Source organism: Pseudomonadota bacterium (assembly GCA_039033415.1).
Classification (GTDB): domain Bacteria; phylum Pseudomonadota; class Gammaproteobacteria; order Xanthomonadales; family SZUA-38; genus JANQOZ01.
This window is the reverse complement of record JBCCCR010000019.1, coordinates 16319-36142: the sequence shown is the minus strand read 5'-3', so window position 1 is coordinate 36142 and position 19824 is coordinate 16319. Positions and strand designations below refer to the sequence as shown.

Below are 19824 nucleotides of genomic sequence, written 5' to 3'. Positions count from 1 at the left end.
GACCAGAAAAGGATCGATCCATGACGGACAATCTCGCGGAAAACTATAAGAAGGCCTACGACAATCAGCTCGGCTACGGTGAGCGGCCGGCGCTGATCCTGATCGATTTTGTGCAGGCCTATTTCGAACCCGACTGCGAACTCTTTGCCGACGTTCAGGCGGAGCTCGACAGCGCGCTACGCATCCGCGAAGTGGCGCGGAGGGCCGGTGTTCCGGTGATGTATACCAACGTGGTTTATGACGCCGACGGATTAAACGGCGGCGTTTTCTTTCGCAAGGCCAAACCGCTGCACAACATGATCCGCGGAAATCCGATGGGCGCGTGGCCGGCCGGCCTCGACCCGGCACCCGATGAGCTGGTGGTAACCAAACAGTATCCGAGCGCGTTTTTTGGCACGTCGCTGTCCTCGACGCTGACGGCCGCCAACATCGATAGTCTGATCATTACCGGTCTCACCACGAGCGGCTGCATCCGGGCAACCTGCATCGACGCCTGCTCGTATGGCTTCATACCGATTGTCGTCGCTGACGCCTGCGGCGACCGACATGACGATCCGCACCAGGCCAATCTCTTTGACATGAACGCCAAGTACGCGGACGTGGTTTCTGAGGCGCAGGTCACCGAATACCTGGCGGGCCTGGCTCGATGAGAGCGTTGCTCTGCGAGGCCTACGGGCCACCCGAGTCGCTGAAGCTAACGGAGCTGGCGACCCCCGAACCCGGCCTGGGAGAGGTGCTGATCAAGGTCAACGCCGCCGCGCTGAACTTTCCCGACCTGCTATTTGTTAGCGGGCAGTACCAGGTCAACATCCCGCCGCCGTTTATCCCGGGTCTGGAGGCGGCCGGTACGGTCGAAGCAGTGGGTGCGGGCGTCAGTGCCGTAGCGACCGGTCAGCGCGTGATGGTCACCGCCACGCATGGCATGTTTGCCGAATACATTGTGGTCAAGGAACGGGAGGTGGCGCCGACGCCCGACCAGCTCAGCGACGCGGAAGCGGCGAGTTTTCTGATCACCTACAGTACCGCGTGCCACGGCCTTTATGACCTGGCCGATGTAAAAGAGGGCCAGCTCGTGCTCGTTTTGGGGGCTGCTGGCGGTGTCGGAAGTGCCGCCATCGAGCTGGCCAAAGCGCGTGGGGCTCAGGTGATTGCCGCCGCCAGCTCCGCCGACAAGCTGAACTTCGCCGAGCGCTGCGGTGCGGATGAGACCATCGACTACAGTCAGGTCTCGCTGCGCGAGGAACTGAAGGTACTGACAGCCGGCCGGGGTGTTGATGTGGTCTTGGATCCGGTCGGCGGCGACCTGGCCGTGCCTTCGCTGAAAGCCCTGGCCTGGCAGGGCACCTATCTGGTGGTTGGCTTTGCCAGCGGAGAGATTCCCCAGTTCCCGGCGAACCTCACACTTCTCAAGGAGGGGTCGATCACCGGCGTTTGGTGGGGTACCTGGGCCAGCCGCCAGCCACAGGAGCAGATCCGCAATCTGCGGCTGATGGCGGACATGGTGGCGGAGGGCAAGCTAAAACCGCGAATCTCTGCCAGCTATCCGCTAACGGACTATGCCACGGCTTTTGCCGACATCAGCGGCCGTAGAGCCCTCGGCAAAGTGGTCTTCGATCTGACAGATTCCTAAGAACGCGCCGCCGACGGGTCTCGGCGGCGACAGCTTCTCAGGGAGCGGGAATAAAAATGGCGGCGGGGTTTTCCAGCAGCTCTTTCATCCCCTGCACCATGGCCGCGGCGTCGTAACCATCGACGAACCGATGATCGAACGACGTCGACAGGTTCATCATCAGCCGGATCTGGACCTCACCATCGATGACCATGGGTCGCTGGACCGCCTTATTGACGCCAATGATGCCGACTTCCGGTGCGTTGATGATGGGGGTACTGGCGATGCCTCCGAGCTTGCCGAGGCTGGTAATGGTGATGGTTGAGCCACTGAGCTGACTGCGGCTCGCGCGGTTGCTGCGAGCAAGCTCGGTCAGGTCCCGCATGCCGGATGCCAGCCGCCAGAAGTCCAGCGCCTCCGCGTGATCGACCACCGGCACCTTGAGGCCGTCGTCGGTCTGGGTGGCGATGCCTAAGTGCACAGCGTGGTGACGCACAATCACGTTGCGCTGGTCATCATAGGTGGCGTTGCACTGGGGAAAGTCTTTGAGCACTCGAATCAACGCGGCGGCGATCAACGGCAGATAGGTCAGCCTGGGCTGACCGGAGGTTTGGTTCAGGTGCTTGCGCAGCAGATCGAGCTGCGTGATATCCACCTCGTCAACGTAAGAGAAATGCGGAATATCCCGCTTGGCCTGCGACATGCGCTGGGCGATAGCCCGACGCAAACCGATGACCTTGATCTCCTCGGTGCCGTGCGCCTTGACAGGGCCGCCGACAACGGCAGCGCCCGGAGCAGCCGCGGCTGCCAGGAAGGCGTCGACGTCAGCGCGCAGTATCCGGCCGCTGGGCCCGCTGCCGCTTACGTCACCGAGGTTAATGTTCTGTTCCCGGGCGAGGCGCCGGATACTTGGCGAGGTCAGCACCTTGCCGCCGCGCGCGCTGCCGCCGGCGTGCCCGTTGCTTTTTGCGGCTGGCGCTTCGGTCGGCGCGGCCGACGGGGCGGCGGCCGGTTCTGCCGCCGGGGCCGCAGGCTCAGCCTCGTCTGACGCAGCCGCTTCGCCTTCGGTGTCCAGGGTCACCAGCGCTGAACCGACGGCCATCATCGCGCCTGCCTCCCCGTGTAGCAGCCGAACCTTGCCGGATACCGGCGAGGCCACCTCGACGGCGGCTTTGTCGGTCATCATGTCGACCAGCGGGTCATCCTCGGAGATGACCTGCCCGGCCTCCACGTGCCACTTGGCTATCTCCGCCTCGACCGTTCCTTCCCCCAGGTCGGGCAGCTTAAATACGAATTCACCCATGCGACATCACTCGGTTGATCCCGGCAATCATACGTTTCTGGCCGGGAAAATACTGCCATTCAAACGCGTGCGGATACGGGGTGTCCCAGCCCGCGACACGCTCGATGGGCGCCTCGAGGTGCCAGAAACAGTTTTCCTGAATCGTGGCCGACAGCTCGGCACCAAAACCGCTGAAGCGCGTCGCCTCGTGGGCAATCAGGCAGCGACCGGTCTTTTGAACCGACTTGACCAGGGTTTCGACGTCGAGCGGCGCGAGCGTCCGCACGTCGATAATATCTGCGTCCACGCCGGCCTGCTCGGCCGCGCTTTGCGCAACGTGCACCAGCGTTCCGTAAGTGATGATGCTGAGCTGACTGCCGGACCGCACCACGTCCGCTTTGTCGAGCGGCACCGTGTAGTAGTCCCTCGGCACCTCACCCTTTGGGTGCGTGGTCCACGGCACCGCAGGCTTGTCTGGGTCTCCGTCAAAGGGGCCGTTATAGATCCGCTTTGGCTCAAAGAACACCACGGGATCGTTGCTTTCGATGGCGCTGATCAGCAGTCCCTTGGCGTCGTAGGGGTTGGAAGGCATTACCGTCTTAATGCCGGAGATGTGGGTGAAGATCGCCTCCGGACTCTGCGAGTGGGTTTGTCCGCCGCGAATGCCGCCGCCACAGGGGGTGCGGATCGTGACCGGCGACGACTGCTCACCGCCCGAGCGATACCGTAGCCGCGCCAGCTCGCTCACAATTTGATCGAAACCGGGATAGATATAGTCCGCAAACTGGATCTCTGCGACCGGCCTCAGTCCATTGACGCCGATACCGATGGCGGAACCGACGATCCCGCCTTCGGCGATTGGCGCGTCCAGCACGCGATGTTCGCCGTACTTCCGCTGCAGGCCCTCGGTGCAGCGAAAGACGCCCCCGAAATACCCGACGTCCTGGCCTAGCACAATCACCGTCGGATCGCGCTCCATCATAACGTCCATGGCCGAGTTGATGGCCTGAATCATGTTCATCTGAGCCATGATCAGTCCTCCAACGCCAGCATTTCTGCGCGCTGGGCCGCGAGCTGTGGCGTCAGTTCTTCGTAAACGTCGTCAAACATTTCCCGCGGATCAAGCTGAGGGCCGTCGCTCATGGTTCCGAACTTACAGGCCTCCTTCCAGGCGGAGGTCACACGCTCCTTCAAATCCTGCTCAAGCGCGGCGTGTTTTTCCTCGGTCCAGTTTCCCTCCGAAATGAGGTGCTGCTTCAAACGCTCGATCGGATCGCCGAGCGGGAACGCCGCCCATTCTTCTTTGGGCCGATAACGGCTGGGGTCGTCACTGGTCGAGTGGGCGCCGGCACGGTACGTCACCAGCTCAATCAGGGTTGGCCCCCGCGACTTGCGCGCTCGCTCGGCGGCCCAGCGGGTCACCGAATACACCGCCAGCAGATCGTTGCCGTCAACCCTGATTCCGGGAATACCCAGCCCAAGGCCGCGCGCCGCAAACGAGCGCTGCTCGCCGCCGGCAAAACCTTGGAAGGTAGAGATGGCCCACTGGTTGTTGACCACGTTTAGGATCACCGGCGCCTGGTAGACCGCGGCGAAGGTCAGCCCGTGGTGGAAATCCGCTTCCGCCGTGCTGCCGTCACCCACCCAGGCGGCGGCCACATGATCCTCCCCTTTGATGGCTGAAGCCATCGCCCAGCCGACTGCCTGCGGATACTGCGTGCCGAGGTTGCCGGAGATCGAGAAAATCCGACCCTCCTGATTGTGGTACATCACCGGGAGCTGACGGCCTTTGCACATGTCCCTGGTATTGGACAGGCACTGACTTATCATGTTGACCAGGCCGGTGCCCCGGAGGATGTATAAACCCTGGTTGCGGTAGCTGGGGAACAGCATGTCCTTCGGTTCGAGCGCCATGCCCTGCCCGATCGACACCGCCTCCTCGCCAAGGCATTTCACGTAAAAGCTGATGCGGCCCTGACGCTGCATCCGATGCATCCGATCGTCGAGCGCGCGGGTCAGCATCATCTGACGCAACGCAACCTGCAGCTCAGCCGATTCAAGGTGAGGATTCCAAGGCCCCTGGGCGCGATGTTCATCGTCCAAAACCCTCACCAGGTCGTGCGCCAAGTACTCCATGTCGCTGGTCGCGGTCCGGGTATCGGGACGCTCAACAGCCCCCGCCGGAGACAGCTTGAGGCTGCTGAAATCGGGTTTTTCGCCGGGTCGAGCGGCTGGATGAGGGATATGCAGTCGAGAGGGGTTAGCCATGAACGTTGCGCAAACTGAGACAAAAGGATGTGAATTTTCGACTACCGAAGCGGATTAGGCAACCTCTGAGGACGCCGGGCTGCAGCGAGCCATAGTGAACTCAGGTCTTTAGTCGGAGAGCGTGCAGCGAGTCTCAGGAGAGGTATGGAAAGCCGGCGCAACGGGGCGCCGGGCACGGAGATAGTGACATCACGATGCGCGAACAGAGATCGTGCCGATCAGCCGGGGGTTTTTTGAGTCCCATAGAACTCTGTCGGCTGATCGGCAGTCACCCTGCTCTCGCGGTCAGCTCAAGCAAAAGCGCGTTGGGCGGTGGCGTCTGCCCCACGCCTGCTGCCTGATGTTGCGAGCCGGTAGCTCAGCGAGCCGCCCAAACTCGACATAAATCGCCTGGTTCGGGGCTAGGCGACCCGGCGATCGTCGTCATGGCCCGCGCGGCCGGCAGACGGCATCTCACCGCGGGCTGAAGCCCAAAAGACCCCTTCGACGGCGGCCAGGCCTTTTTCGCGAGCCTGCAGCGCCATCAAGCGGGCGATGTCCTCGCCGTAGCGGTTGACGGAAAACGTGGCTTTAGCACTGACGCCGGGTGACGTGGGCCAGTTCGCTTCCCAGTACCAGGATTCTTTTTGGGTGCCGTCTTTAAGCCGGTACCGCTTGGCATAGCGATAAACGCCGCTGACGCCGGTCAGATTGTTGGAGCGCAGAATCTTGGCAAATGTCTTGCGGGACATCGGCGGGTGCTGGCGGAGGAGATCGTCCCGATAGTGCTGCGCCGCCAGCAGCGCTTTTTTGTTGCCGCCGTAGTGTCGGTCAGTGAAATTCTTAACGAGCCGCTTACCGTTGCGACGCAGGCTCACGCGCCAGGCGTGGGCGCGCTCCTTCGCTGAATCGATGCGCGAGATTCCGTACATGGCTTCGTGTTCGCTGGGCATGACCTGATCCTTCGTCGTAGGTATTCAACAACCGTTTAATCAAATTGCGTGCCATTTCTTTGGCAAGCGAGTAACCCGAACAGGATCAGATGCTTATCGCCAATATGCAGACACAGCGTTGTATCTCGAAGAAAAAGGGCGACCCAACATGGTGCTGTATGCACCAATTGCGGGCACCGTCGTGAACCGGCACCGAAACCCCGTTTGATCGGGCCTTTTGTCACACCAACAGCATGCCGGGGTGGTATCCTCAGCGGGTCGTCATCAGCGCCCCCCAGCGCCCGAAATCATCCGAGCTTCTATCTATGTACACAGCCTTTCGGCGACCCAAGCCACACCCCAGGCTCGCATACTGTTTTACCGCGCTGGCAACGCTCATCGCCGCGACGACACTCACCGGATGTAACACACAGCCGCAGGGCGGTGGCGAGGCACCTCCCCCACCGCAGGTTACCGTCGCCATGCCCGAGGAACGGGCTATCACGGACTGGGATGAGTTCACGGCGCGCATCGCCGCGGTGGAAGCGGTTGAGGTGCGAGCCCGGGTCAGCGGCTATCTCGAGTCGGTGGACTTTACCGACGGCGACACGGTCGAGCAGGGTGAGCTGCTGTTTGTGGTCGACCCGCGCCCCTTCGAGGCGGCGGTGGCGCAGGCCGAGGCGGTGCTGCAGCAGGCACAGGTGAGCGCCCAGCTCGCCGACAACGACCTTGAGCGGGCGAAGGACCTCTTTAACTCCCGGGCCATCTCCGAAGAGGAGTTCGACGCAAGAACGCAGAACGTCCAGTCGGCCCGGTCGGCCGTCAAGGCGGCGGATGCGGCTTTGACGCAGAGCCGTCTCGATCTGGAGTTCACGCGGGTCAAGGCGCCGATCAGTGGCCGGACCAGCCGGGCGCTGGTCACCCGCGGAAATCTCATCAGCGGCGGCCAGTCGAACGCCACGCTCCTGACCACGATCGTCAGCCGCGACCCGGTCTACGCGTATTTCACCGCGGCGGAAGACGCCTATTTGAAGTATCAGCGTCTTGCCCAGTCGGGCGATCGGCCCAGTTCCCGGGTGGCGCCCAATCCGCTGCGCCTGAAAGTTTCTGACGAAGACGGCTATGTTCATATCGGCGCCATGGACTTTGTCGATAACGTGGTGGACTCATCCACCGGCACCATCGAAGGTCGCGGCATCTTTCCGAACCCCGACGGGATCCTCATTCCCGGCCTGTTTGCGAAGGTTCAGCTGCAGGGCAGAGGCCCCTATCCGGCGCTGCTGATACCCGATACCGCCATCGGCACAGACCAGTCCAGGCAGTTTGTGTATGTTCTGGACGATCAAAACACGGTCAGCCAGCAGGTGATCACACCCGGTCGCCTGACGGAGGACGGCCTGCGGGTGGTTGAGACGGGACTGACCGCGGAATCGCGCTTTATTCTCACCGGACTGCAGCGCGTGCGCCCGGGCATGGTGGTCTCACCCAGCACCGCCACCGACCAGCAGGGCCGATGAACCTCGGCCACTTTTCCATCGACCGGCCCCGGTTCGCCGCGGTGCTGTCGATCTTCATTATCCTGCTTGGCCTGATCGCCTACGGCGGCCTGCCCGTTGCGCAGTATCCGGAAGTGGCACCGCCGACCATCGTGGTGCGCGCCGCCTACCCCGGCGCAACGCCGGAGATCATTGCCGACACGGTGGCTACGCCGATCGAGCAGGAGGTCAACGGCGTCGAGGGCATGCTTTACATGCAGTCGAGCTCGACCTCCGATGGCGTCATGCAGCTGACGGTCACCTTTGCGCTGGGCACAGATCTTGACACCGCCCAGGTGCTGGTCCAGAACCGGGTCGCCAGCGCGGAGCCACGGCTGCCGGAAGAGGTCCGGCGGCTGGGCGTTGTGACGCAAAAAAGCTCGCCAGATCTGATGATGGTCGTTCACCTGCTGTCGCCGGACGACACCTACGACCAGCTGTACATCTCCAACTACGCGTTTCTCCAGATTCGGGACGTGCTGGCGCGAATCGACGGGGTCGGCAGCATCACGGTGTTTGGCGCCCGTGAATACAGCATGCGGGTCTGGCTTGACCCGGATCGCCTGGCCCAGCGTAACCTGACCGCCAGCGACGTCGTCGCGGCCCTGCGCAGTCAGAACGTGCAGGTGGCGGGCGGCAGCCTTGCACAGCCGCCGCTGGACGCCGATCGGGCGTTTCAGTACACGGTGAACACCCAGGGCCGGTTCACCGAGGCCCAGGAGTTCCGCGAGGTCATTGTCGCCGCCGGCGACGACGGTCGGCTGGTTCGCGTAGGCGACGTGGCGCGGGTGGAGCTCGGCGCGCGCGATTACGTCACCAACAGCTACCTCAATGGGGATCCGGCGGTGGCCATCGCCATCTTCCAGCGGCCCGGCAGCAACGCGCTGCAGACCGCGGAAGAAATCCAAGCCACCATGGCGCGGCTGCAGAAGGACTTTCCGGCGGGCCTGGACTACCGGGTGGTTTACAACCCGACGGAATTTGTCGCCGAGTCGGTAGCAGCGGTGTATACCACTATCATTGAGGCGGTGCTGCTGGTCATCCTCGTCATCATCGTCTTTCTGCAGGACTGGCGTGCGGCGCTGATACCCATTGCCGCCATCCCCGTCTCTCTGATCGGAACCTTTGCCGTCATGGCGGGGTTCGGCTTTTCGCTCAACAATCTTTCCCTATTCGGTCTGGTGCTGGCCATCGGCATTGTCGTCGACGACGCCATTGTGGTGGTCGAAAACGTTGAGCGGAACATGGAGGAAGGTGAAGCACCGCGAGACGCGGCGCGCATCACCATGACCGAGGTCGGCGGTGCACTGGTATCGATTGCGCTCGTGCTCAGCGCCGTGTTTATCCCGGCGGCGTTTCTGGGCGGTATCTCGGGGCAGTTCTTCCGGCAGTTTGCGCTGACCATCGCCTCCGCCACGATCATCTCCGCACTGAACTCCCTGACCCTCAGCCCGGCGCTGGCGGCCATCCTGATGCGTCCCAAAGGCTCGGACGACAGCGTCTTCGGACGTTTGTGGGAGCGGGTTCTCGGTGGCTTCTTCCGCCTGTTCAATCGCGGCTTCACGCGCCTGGCCAACGGTTATGGTGACGCCGTTTGCCGCTTCAGCCGCCGCCCCGCCATCTCGCTGGTGCTGTTTGTGCTGATGATCGGCCTGACAGTCCTGGCCCTACAGCGGGTGCCCACCGGCTTTATTCCTGAGCAGGACCGCGGTTACGTCATCGTGGCCGCCGAGCTGCCGAAAGGCGCGTCGCTGGCGCGAACCGATGCGGTCATCCAGAAAGCCATCGGCATCATCAACGAAACGCCCGGCACCGGCCCGGTTGTGGCTTTCGCCGGCTTTTCCGGCGCCACCTTTGCCAATGCCTCAAACGCCGGCGCCATGTTTGTCACTCTGAAGCCTTTTGAGGAGCGGGGACCCGAGGAATCGGCGAATGCGGTTATTGGTCAGCTTTGGGGACGCTTAGGCGCCATCCAAGAAGCCCAGGTGTTTGTAATCGCACCGCCGGCGGTCTCGGGCCTGGGCAACGGCGGCGGCTTCAAAATGATGGTGCAGGACCGCAGCGGCCGCGGCCTGAAAACACTGGAGGGTGCCAGCTGGCAGCTGATCGGCCAGGCCAACCAGCTGCCCGAAGCGACTCAGGTCTTCACCACCTTCGGCACCGCCTCGCCCCAGTATTTTCTCGATATCGATCGAACCAAGGCGGAGATGCTCAACCTGCCGGTAGAAAATGTGTTTGAGACGCTGCAGGTCTTCCTGGGGTCTGCCTACGTCAACGACTTCAACCTGTTTGGCCGCGCCTACCGGGTGACCGCCCAGGCGGACGGTCCGTTCCGGATCGATCCGCGAGACATCCTGACGCTACGCGCAAGAAACAACGACGGCGCCATGGTGCCGCTCGGCTCCGTGGCGAGCCTGCGAACCACCACCGGGGCCGACCGTGTGGTGCGCTTCAACCTTTATCCGGCGACCGAGGTGCAAGGTGCCACCCCGCCCGGCGTTTCGAGCGGTCAAACACTGACCGCCATGGAGAACCTTGCTGATGCCAGCCTGCCCGCCGGCATGAGTTACGAGTGGACCGAGCTGGCCTACCAGCAGCGCTCCGGCGGCAGCGCCGGCCTGCTGGTGTTTCCGCTGAGCGTCCTGTTCGTCTTTCTGCTGCTCACGGCGCAATACGAAAGCTGGTCGCTGCCGCTGGCCATTCTACTGATCGTTCCGCTCTGCATCCTGTTTGCGCTTTTGGGCATCGCCCTTCGCGGGATGGACAACAACATCCTGACCCAGATCGGGTTCATTGTTTTGATCGGTCTGGCCAGCAAGAACGCGATTCTTATCGTCGAGTTTGCCAAGCAGCAGGAGAGTCTCGGCAAAAGTATTTATGACGCCGCCACCAACGCGGCCCAGCTTCGCCTGCGCCCCATCCTCATGACCTCGTTTGCGTTCATCCTCGGTGTTGTGCCCCTGGTGATTGCCAGCGGGCCGGGCGCCGAGATGCGTCAGGTTCTGGGCACCGCGGTCTTCAGCGGCATGCTCGGCGTTACGCTAGTTGGGCTTTTCTTGACGCCAGTTTTCTACGTGGTGATTCGGCGCTGGGTGCGTGGCCCTAAAGAAACCACCACCGTTGAGCCGGTGGGAGAGACCTCGTGAGACGACTGCTCGCCTCATCGTCTGCGCTACTGATTGCAGCCTGCACGGTTGGGCCTGACTATCAAACGCCCGAGCTAGCGCAGGACCCGGCGTTTCACCGCCCGATTGAACAGCCACTCAGCACCGGTGAGGTGATGGAACGCTGGTGGGTCACGCTAGGCGAACCGGAGCTTCTCGCTTTGGTGAATCAAGCGCTGGAGGCCAACAACACGGTTGAGATCGCCCGCGCCAACCTGCAGGTCGCGCGCGCAACCTACGCCGAAACCGCCCGTGTCCGTCTGCCGGTGGGAAGCGCCGCCGGCAACGCCACCCGACAGCGTCAGGGCCAGGTGTTTCCCGGCTTCAGCGTCGACGCCAACGAGGTGTATCGCCTGAGCATCGACACCACCTGGGAGCTCGATTTCTTCGGCCGGGTCAGAAGCGCCACCGCCGCCGCCGCCGCGGAAGTTGAAGCCGCGGAAGCCAGCCTGGAAGACGCGCAGGTGGCGGTGGCGGCCGAGGTGGGGCTTGCGTTCGCCGAGATGCGCGGCACGCAGCGTCGACTAGAGGTTGCCCGCCGCAACGCCGCTAACCAACGCACAACCCTCGACCTGACGCGGACCTTGCGGGACGGCGGTCGCGGCACGGATCTGGATGTAGCGCGGGCTGAGGCGCAGCTGCTTGCCACCCAGGCGCTGATTCCGTCGCTGTATGCCAGCGTCCAGGGCCAACGTTATCGGCTGGGCGTGCTGACGCGGCAAACCCCGACACAGATTGCGGCGCAGATCACACCCAATGGTCGCCTGCCTGAAATACCCGTCAACATCGCCGTCGGCGCTCCGAGCGAGCTGCTGCGAAGACGGCCCGACGTCCGCTCCGCCGAGCGACTCCTGGCGGCCGCCACCTATCGTATTGGTGTTGCCACAGCGGAGCTCTACCCGCGCTTCGACCTGCTGGGCAGCTTGGGGCGTCAGGCGTTCTCCGTCGGGGACCTGTCGGACAGCGATACCCGGAGCTACAGCATCGGCCCGGCGTTCAGCTGGCCGGTACTTGACCTTGCCCGGGTCCGCGCACGGATCAGCGCCGCGGATGGTCGGGCCCTGGCGGCCGTGAACACGCTCGAACAAACCTGGCTCAATGCGCTGGCAGAAACCGAGTCGGCGCTGGTCAGCTTTCAAAGTGAGCTGATTCGGGTTGCCGCCCTGAAAGACGCTGCCGCCGCCAACGTTCGCGCCGCAGATCTCGCGCGACGTCGCTATCGGGCCGGCGTGGATAATTTTCTGCAGGTGCTGGACGCCGAGCGCCGAGTGCTGGAATCCGAAGATCAGCTTGCCGGCAGCGAGACCGCCGCCGTGGTGGCCCTCATAGCGCTTTATAAGTCGCTGGGGGGCGGCTGGGGGACCTAGCGGGCTTGACCCTAAAAGTGGACGCAGTTGCGCCCGCCGTTCTTCGCTTCGTAGAGCTTGCTGTCGGCAGCCTTGATCAGCGCCTCGAGCGTCTCGTGCGTATCCCTCTCAGCCACGCCGAAGCTGCAGGTGAATTGTGCGCCACACCGCAGCGGGGATTCCTCGATCAGTTTGCGCAACCGCTCAGCCAGCAACGCGGCAGCGGTGACCTCCGACTCCGGCAGTAGCAGCAGAAACTCCTCGCCGCCGATCCGACCGCACATGTCGATTTCTTCGCGCAGCGATTGAGCCAGCAGCGCAGACACATGCCGAATCGCTTCATCCCCGACCTGGTGGCCATAGCCATCGTTGATTTGCTTGAAGTGGTCGATATCGGTGATCACGATGGATAGCGGCCGGCCGTAGCGGACTGAGCGCCTGAGCTCCGCCTCGGCCCGCTCGAGGACGTGGCGACGATTCGGGAGGCCCGTCAATTCGTCAAAATGCGCGAGACGCCGGAGCTCGTCCTGGAGCTCTCGACTGCGCTCAACCGCCGTTTCCAGCTCCTCGCGGATCTCGCGATCCTGCCTGGCGATGATCTCCGCTGTCGTCCGCTGCCGGGAAAGCTGAAAATTGCTGAGCTCAAGCGATCGCGTCTGCTCCGCCAGCTTTTCTTCGGCCTTCCGCTGCTCCGTCACGTCGATCTGGATCGACATGTAATGGGTCAGCTCGCCGTGTTCGTCAAAATGCGGAAAGATGCTCAACCGCGTCCAGTAAGGCAATCCGTCGCGACGATAATTCAGAATCTCGCAGGAGTAGGGCTGGTGCGCCTCAAGCGCCTGGGCAATGCGGGCGACGGTCTCAGGATCGGTTTCCGGCCCCTGCAGCAGCTGCCCGGGTTTCTGCGCGTGCATTTCGTTCGCCGAAAATCCGGTGAGCTTCTCGAACGCTTCGTTAACCCATTCGCAGTGACCGTTGACGTCGGTAATGCAAATCCCCTCCGGCGTTTGCTGAACCAGGGAGACAAACAACCGCTCATTCGCCAGCCGCTGCTCCTGGTCCGTGATGTCCTGCAGCACGCCGAAAAGCGCCATCAGGCGGCCGCTTTCGTACAGCGGCTTGCCTCGAGCCATGACCTGCCGAATGCTGCCGTCTCGCTGAACCAGGCATGCGTGCAGGGCCCAGGGCTCCCCGGTTTCCTGCCCCCGCTGGACCGCTGCGGTGATCCGCTCCCGGTCGTCGGGATGATAAGCGTCGATCGCGTTTTCCAGTTCCGGGATAAACTCGCCGGGCTCGTAGCCGTGGATTCGAAAGACCTCGTCCGACCACTCCAGGTTCTGGTTGGTGACGTCGAGGTACCAATAGCCAAGGCTGGCGATTTCACTGGCGGTTTCCAGCCAGCGAAGCGCGGTACCCAGCGACTGCTGACGCGCATGCTCCTGGCTCGTGTCCTGCACAATTCCCACCAGCCGCTCGGACATGGTGTCAGAGGCCGCCCGCTTCCGCCCGATCATCCGAACCCGTCGCTCACCGGACCCAGCAGTCTGGATATTCCGCTCGACAACAAAGGGGGCATCCTGCGACAGACAGTCGTCGAAGTCGCCGTCCGACGAAACCGTTTCGTCGTCGGAAAACACCTGAAAGAAGCTCTCATTGGAAGCGGTCATGGCGCCGGGCGTCAAACCCAGCAGTTTAGCGGCCTGATCCGACCAGGTGACCTGCCCCGTCTCCGGATCGTAAGACCAGTAGCCGATGGACGCCACCTCGCCCGCCCACTCGACGATATCGTTTAAGAGTTCCGCTTCCATCCTGATCCGGCGGCGCTGAGGTGCGCCCAAAAGAGACACGGATGCTATCGGCGGCCACCAATAAAACTTTAGCCGACAACCACTTGCTTCAATCGAGCCCAGGGAAGGCGGGCGCCATGGATGGCCGCCAGCTTTAGTCACCGAAAAGATTGACCGGGCACCCCCCAGTTTCGGGGGATGGCCTGGCTACCACTCAACGCTGACCATCGACGCTGTAACCAGCTGGAGATGGGACCATGAAATGGATTTTGGCTTGGACAGCCGTGCTGCTTGGGGCTACCTGTCAGGCGGCAACCCTCACCGTCAACACCCTCGTAGATTCTGAGACGAACGGGGACGGCCTTTGTTCCCTGCGCGAGGCCCTGGCGTCCGTAACGGTCGCTGACGTCCGTCAAACCAGCTGTGTGGCTCAGGGTGCGTTCGGTCCGGAGGACTCGGTGCTTTTGACCGGCCTTTCCGGCGTCCTGCTGGTGGATAGTTCTCTGTCTTTCGGCACCGGCGGCACCGATGTCGAAATTGTTGGTCCGGGAGACGACCTGCTGCGCGTTGAACCCAGCACCATCGGGTATCCGGTGCTGACGTTTTCCGCCGGCGTCATCGAAGTTCGCGATCTGACGTTTTCCAACGCAGGGTCCGGCGCATTGACGGTACAGCCTGGTGCCAACGTAACGATTATCCGCGGCCGTTTCCTGAACAATCAGAACAGCTTCACCCAGGCTGGCGGCGCGATTTCAAGCTTGGGATCGTCGGAGGTCAGGAGCAGCTTCTTTCAGGGCAATGGCGCCAATCAAGGTGGAGCCATTTACCTGGACGGCCAGGGCGGCGCGGTCCTGAGCTCGACCTTTGTCGGCAATAGCGCCGGGTTCGCCGGGGGCGCTATTTTTGTGCGCAACGGTCTTGTGGTGCTGCGTAATAACACGGTTGTCGGCAACAGCGCCGGCTCCAGCGGTTCTGGACTCCGCTTTGGCGGCGGTCCCGTTGAGCCCACCGTGTTTATTGACAACAACACTATTACGGGCAACACCGGTGCAGCCCAGGTTGTGGCCTCTGACGACAGCCAGGTCTTGATTCGTCGATCGATCCTTGCTGACGCAGCAAACAACTGCAATACGGGTACCGGCGCCACCATCACCATCGACGCCAGCTCCATCGACGAGAACGGTAGCTGCGGCGGTGCGCCGGTTGCCCAGGTCAACCCGCTGCTGACCAACCTGGCCGACTTCGGCGGTCCGGTGCCAACGCGGGCGCTGGGGCTCGGTTCGCCCGCCCTGGATCGGACCGACGATTGCGGCGGCATCAGCGAAGACGCGCGGGGCCTGCGCCGGCCTTCCGAAGGTGATGGCCAACCCCCGGCGCGGTGCGACGTCGGCGCCTACGAGGAACAGGGCTCAAACCTTTTTGCTGTCACCCAAAACTATCTGGGCTCCGGACTGACAGCGAGCCTGAGTGGCGGCAGCGCCGTCACGGTTACCGCCAGCGGTCCAACCTACCTGGGCAGTCTGCCTGCGGGCCTGAGCTATACGTTCGACATTGGCGGTCAGGTTGTATCGCCTTCGCAAAGCTGCACGGCCCAGTCATCGGGTGGCGTTGCCGGCTCGGAGGACATCACTCTACTCGTCACTTGCACGACGGATACGTTTACCGTTGGCGGGGTGGTGAGCGGCCTGGAGGGCACCGGCCTGAGTCTGACGCTCAATGGCGCTGACACGCTGAACGTCGCGAGCAACGGCACCTTCGTTTTTGCGACACCGCTGGAAGACCTTCAGCCCTACGCTGTCACCGTCGGCAGCCAACCGGACAATCCCGACCAGCTCTGCAGCGTTACCGGCGGTACCGGCACGCTCAACGGCAGCAACCTGACGTCCGTTCAGGTGGACTGCCAGCGTGTGGTAGACCTTTCTATCAGCAAGGATGACGGCCGCGTTTTCTTCACCGCCGGTGAGACCCTGACTTACACCATTGCGGTAAACAACAGCGGCGACACCAACGTCCAGAGCGCGAGGGTGATCGACACCCTGCCCGTCGGCGTCAGCCAGGCAAACTGGATCTGCACCCCCGGGTCGGGCGCTGCCTGTACTGCCAACGGCAGCGGCTCGATTGATGAGCTGGTTGACCTGGATGCCGGCGCGACCGCCGTCTTCACGCTGAACGCGTTAACCGACCCGAGCTTTCGGGGCCGGCTGCTCAACATCGCAGAAGTTTTTGCGCCCGCCTCGCAGCTTGAGCTCAGTCTCATTGACAACAATGCCGAGGATGAAACGGCGACCGGCCAGGTTTTTTCCGACAGCTTCGAAGATGAGCTGGGACTGCTCGCGCGCAGGATTGACGAGATGACCCGCTGAAGCGCGCGCTAGTCGATGCCGTCTTAACTTGGATCCGGCCACCTCTCGCTGACCCTGCTACTATTTCGTCGTATCGATGCAGAACGCTGATCGCCTCCAAATTCTATTGGTCGAGGACGAGCCCGCCACCCGCGACGCGCTAACCTCGCTGATCAATCGCACCAGCGGCTTTGAGGTCAAAGGCGCCGCCAGCGGTTTTTCTGAGGGATTGGCGCTGCTGGCAACCCCCTTCGACCTGCTGCTCGTCGACCTGGACCTACACGACGGTTGCGGCATTGATTTGATTCGGGTCAGTCGTCGTGATCGGCCGGAAGCAAAGATCCTGGTGATTTCCGTCCTGGGAGATGAACGAACGGTGGTGGCGGCCCTCGAGGCCGGCGCTGACGGATACCTGCTGAAAGATGCCAGCGTGCAGACGCTGGAAACGCAGCTGCGGTCCGTTATGGCTGGCGATGCTCCCATCAGTCCGGGTGTTGCTCGCCACCTGCTGAAGCGTTTTCGCCAGGACAAGCCCGCGCTGCGGGCCGCTGAGACCGGCGGAGATGGACTGACCACTCGGGAGCTCCAGATGCTCGAATGCCTTGCACAGGGCTTGAGCTATAAGGACGTTGCTCGGCAATTCGACCTGTCGGTTCATACCGTCGGTGAGTATGTAAAAGGGCTATACCGGAAGCTCCACGTCCACTCTCGAGGAGAGGCGGTCAGTGTTGCCATCCGGCAGCAGCTTATCCAGCTGGAGGACCCATAAGCCACGTGAGTACGCCGACCGCTGGCGAAGCCAAGCTGTCAGTAGGTCGGTCACGCGTTTGGCTCCAAGCGCTGGCGCTGCTCACCGTCAGCCAGCTGATGTTTTTTGTTGGCCTTGGCGCTGGCGAAAGGGCGGTGTTGCCAGGTAGCCTGAGCTACGCCCCGGACGTCGAGGTTTTGGCGCCCACCGAAAACAACCGCCTCGCGCTTGCTACGGTTCGGGTGCCTCTGCACCCGGTGCCCGGCTATCGCTACGTCGACCCGCAGCGCGAACCTTCAGTGGTGTTTACCCACCGCTTCCAGGCACCGGCTGGCGATGATTCGCTGGGGGTTTACCTCAGCTGGAAACGGCGGGTGGCCGAAGTGCGCCTCAACGGCCAAACGCTGACAGCCCAGCTGCCGTCGGAGCTCCCGGGTGCAGCGGGCGGCTTCGACCCAACGTTATTTGCACTGCCGAACGCGCTGCTGCTGCCGGGTGAGAATATGCTCGAATTCCGTGTATTGGGATCGCGGCTCAAAATCCTCCCCGCCTTTTTTGTCGGCACCCAGGCTGACCACCTCTCAGCCTATTGGTGGTCGCGCCTGATCAGCGTTGAGCTTCCCGTGGCGGCCATCGGCATCATGCTGTTCATTGGATTATTGGTGGTCGCCATACCGTGGCCACCAGCAGACCAAGCTCGTGCCCGCGCGCTTCTTGTGCTTCTGCTCGCCTGGAGCCTCCGGAATTTCAGTTTTTTCGGGCTGGACGCCGCGCTGTCGCCCGTATGGCAGCAGGTCCTGCATTACCAGATCACCTTTGCGTTCTTGTTTGCCCTGGCCTGGTTTGCCGCCAGCTGGACTGGCGCGGGCCGGCGCTGGTCGGTCGGCTACGGAATCGGCGCGTCACTGCTGATTGCAGCGGCGGTGCCGCTTGGGATGGTCGGTGAATCGCGCCAGATCTTTCGCTGGCTCTTTCCGGTGGAATCACTCTTGACCTTTACGCTGGTGCCCATCGCGATCGTCCAGTTTCTTCGCTATGGCTCGGCCGGCTCCTGGCCGAGACGGTACGAGACGATCCTGTTCTCGATTTGCTTGACCTCCGTGGTGGTGGACGCGCTGGACGACCGCTTTGACCTGCGCCTGCCCTTTTCCGAGGAACTGTTCCTGACCTTTTATGCGGCCCCGGTTTGCGGGCTACTCCTCGCCTTGGGCGGCAGCACCGTGCTCATTGGGCAAAGTGTTCGCGCGCGCCGCATGATGGAACAGCTCAACCGGGTGCTCGATCAGCGGCTGGCAGCCCAGGAGGTTGAACTGCGAGCTGGCCATCAACGCGAACAGGAGGAGAGCCAGAAGCGAACGGTCTTGGAAGAAAGGCAGCGACTGATGAGGGACATGCACGACGGGCTGGGTGGCCAGCTGGTGTCGCTGCTGGTCAGACTGCGAGGCGGCCAGGCCAGCACCGACGATGCGGCACAGGAGGTCGCGCGCGCCCTCGATGATCTTCGCCTGATCGTTTCGTCCCTGGATCACGCAGACGAATCGATTGGCCTGGCGCTCGGAGGATTTCGTGAAAGGATCGAGCCCAGCCTGACCGAAGCGGGCCTGGCGCTCTCCTGGGTGATCGACGCCGACGCAGCAAACGAACGGCTGAGCGTCGACGGTATGCTCAACGTGCTCCGTTTCCTTCAGGAGGCCTTTTCCAACGTGCTTCGCCATGCAAAGGCAACGTCGGTTGCGGTCCGGTTGTCGACCAAAACGGCTGGCATGCTTTCTCTGGTGGTTGCTGACAACGGTCGAGGACTGCCGCGTCACCCCTCCAGCGGTCGGGGGCTGAAAAACATGACCGAGCGGGCCCATCGTCTGGGTGGCGAACTGCTTATCGAGTCCGTGGAGCCAGGCACCAAGCTCACGATCAGCTGGCCAAGGTCTGGCCGACAGGGCAAAGGCTGATCGCCGTCCTGGTTGTGCCACCCTCCGATCTTTGATGAGGGGGCTTTCCTCGTGCAAGCTTCGGATGATTGAGGCAACCCAGGAGCAGGCGTCGTGTCAGATCCGACCGCAGACCCCCGCTACGAACTCGTTTACTGGCCGATTCCCTTCCGAGGGTGTTTTGTCAGCTACCTTTTCGCTTATCGCAACGAGCCGCTCGCGGAAGCGGACGTCTACGAAGAGATCAGCGCCCACCAGCACCTGGCTCCGAATGAGCAAGCCATACCCTTCATCGGGCCGCCGGTCCTGCACGACCGAAAAATGGGCCGATCAATCAGCCAGATGCCGGCGATTGTGCATTACGTGGCTCCCGATCTCGGCCTCCAGCCTGAAGATCCAAAAGACCAGGCTTACGCCATGAAAGTGCTGATGGACTGTAACGACGTGCTGATGGAGATCTGCCGCTACAACGGCTCAATCATGTGGGAGCGTGACGCGTGGGTCGAATTCCGCTCACGCCGTCTGCCACGATGGATGCAGCTATTCGAAGACCTGCTGCGCCGCGGTTGCTTTGGAACGCCATCGGTGACCTATGCTGATATCGCGGTTTATGCCCTGTTCGGCAACATGATTCGGTGCCTGCCCGAACTCGAGTCAGATCTACGCCGGCACGCACCGGAGGTTTTTGTCCACTGCAGTCTGATCGGCGTCAAGCCCTCGCTAGCTGACTTTGTCGCCTCGCAAGAAGAGGTTTACGGAAAGACTTACTGCGGCGGTCAGATCGAGGAGTCCATCCGCCGGATGCTTGCCCTGGATTCAGCCGCAGCACTCAGTCGGTAACGCCTCTACCAATCCCCTTTTCACGCACCGCTCAGCTGTCCGGTATTTTCGGTGCAGCCGGGTA

At 62.5% G+C, this 19824-nt stretch carries 14 protein-coding genes; 9 read left to right on the top strand and 5 right to left on the bottom strand.

Translation table 11 applies throughout. The features are described 5' to 3' along the window. The first annotated feature begins 20 nt into the window (after nucleotides 1-20). Together AAF358_16155 and AAF358_16150 are read left to right on the top strand one after the other, a co-directional pair. Nucleotides 21-650, top strand: coding sequence for an isochorismatase family protein (locus tag AAF358_16155; GenBank protein MEM7707090.1), 630 nt, complete (start codon nucleotides 21-23; stop codon nucleotides 648-650). Beyond that, nucleotides 647-1630: an NADPH:quinone oxidoreductase family protein gene (locus AAF358_16150; GenBank protein MEM7707089.1), complete on the top strand. Its 984-nt coding sequence runs from the start codon at nucleotides 647-649 to the stop codon at nucleotides 1628-1630. Before AAF358_16155 ends, AAF358_16150 begins: the two co-directional genes overlap by 4 nt. A 37-nt stretch (nucleotides 1631-1667) precedes the next feature. Here AAF358_16150 and AAF358_16145 read toward each other — a convergent pair whose 3' ends face one another. The 4 genes from AAF358_16145 to AAF358_16130 all read right to left on the bottom strand — a co-directional run bounded on the left by AAF358_16145 (nucleotide 1668) and on the right by AAF358_16130 (nucleotide 6091). Beyond that, the gene (locus AAF358_16145) at nucleotides 1668-2912 is read right to left on the bottom strand and encodes a dihydrolipoamide acetyltransferase family protein (GenBank protein ID MEM7707088.1); all 1245 of its coding nucleotides are present in this window, start codon (nucleotides 2910-2912) and stop codon (nucleotides 1668-1670) included. Then, entirely contained in the window at nucleotides 2905-3921 is a 1017-nt protein-coding gene (locus AAF358_16140; protein MEM7707087.1) for an alpha-ketoacid dehydrogenase subunit beta, read from the bottom strand. The genes AAF358_16145 and AAF358_16140 overlap by 8 nt, the downstream gene beginning before the upstream one ends. A gap of 2 nt (nucleotides 3922-3923) precedes the next feature. After that, a complete protein-coding gene (locus AAF358_16135) occupies nucleotides 3924-5159 on the bottom strand; it encodes a thiamine pyrophosphate-dependent enzyme (GenBank protein ID MEM7707086.1) in 1236 nt (411 codons plus the stop codon). Nucleotides 5160-5560: 401 nt separating this feature from the next. Continuing rightward, entirely contained in the window at nucleotides 5561-6091 is a 531-nt protein-coding gene (locus AAF358_16130) for an AP2 domain-containing protein (GenBank protein ID MEM7707085.1), read from the bottom strand. A 305-nt stretch (nucleotides 6092-6396) separates the two neighbouring features. Here AAF358_16130 and AAF358_16125 point away from each other — a divergent pair, with 305 nt between their 5' ends. From AAF358_16125 to AAF358_16115, 3 genes are read left to right on the top strand one after another with little or no spacing between them, the layout of a single operon-like run. Continuing rightward, nucleotides 6397-7587, top strand: a complete 1191-nt coding sequence (locus AAF358_16125; GenBank protein MEM7707084.1) for an efflux RND transporter periplasmic adaptor subunit — start codon at nucleotides 6397-6399, stop codon at nucleotides 7585-7587. Beyond that, complete coding sequence (locus AAF358_16120) at nucleotides 7584-10751, top strand: multidrug efflux RND transporter permease subunit (protein MEM7707083.1); 3168 nt, start codon at nucleotides 7584-7586, stop codon at nucleotides 10749-10751. The genes AAF358_16125 and AAF358_16120 overlap by 4 nt, the downstream gene beginning before the upstream one ends. Further along, the gene (locus tag AAF358_16115; protein ID MEM7707082.1) at nucleotides 10748-12136 is read left to right on the top strand and encodes an efflux transporter outer membrane subunit; all 1389 of its coding nucleotides are present in this window, start codon (nucleotides 10748-10750) and stop codon (nucleotides 12134-12136) included. The genes AAF358_16120 and AAF358_16115 overlap by 4 nt, the downstream gene beginning before the upstream one ends. Nucleotides 12137-12147: 11 nt before the next feature. Here AAF358_16115 and AAF358_16110 read toward each other — a convergent pair whose 3' ends face one another. Next, a complete protein-coding gene (locus AAF358_16110; GenBank protein MEM7707081.1) occupies nucleotides 12148-13923 on the bottom strand; it encodes a diguanylate cyclase in 1776 nt (591 codons plus the stop codon). A 236-nt stretch (nucleotides 13924-14159) separates the two neighbouring features. Here AAF358_16110 and AAF358_16105 point away from each other — a divergent pair, with 236 nt between their 5' ends. The 4 genes from AAF358_16105 to AAF358_16090 all read left to right on the top strand — a co-directional run bounded on the left by AAF358_16105 (nucleotide 14160) and on the right by AAF358_16090 (nucleotide 19760). Continuing rightward, nucleotides 14160-16265, top strand: a complete 2106-nt coding sequence (locus AAF358_16105; protein ID MEM7707080.1) for a choice-of-anchor Q domain-containing protein — start codon at nucleotides 14160-14162, stop codon at nucleotides 16263-16265. A gap of 76 nt (nucleotides 16266-16341) precedes the next feature. Next, nucleotides 16342-17013, top strand: coding sequence for a response regulator transcription factor (locus AAF358_16100; GenBank protein ID MEM7707079.1), 672 nt, complete (start codon nucleotides 16342-16344; stop codon nucleotides 17011-17013). Between the two features lie 5 nt (nucleotides 17014-17018). Then, nucleotides 17019-18941, top strand: coding sequence for an ATP-binding protein (locus AAF358_16095; protein MEM7707078.1), 1923 nt, complete (start codon nucleotides 17019-17021; stop codon nucleotides 18939-18941). Between the two features lie 93 nt (nucleotides 18942-19034). Next, nucleotides 19035-19760, top strand: a complete 726-nt coding sequence (locus AAF358_16090) for a glutathione S-transferase family protein (GenBank protein MEM7707077.1) — start codon at nucleotides 19035-19037, stop codon at nucleotides 19758-19760. The last annotated feature ends 64 nt before the right edge of the window (nucleotides 19761-19824 follow it).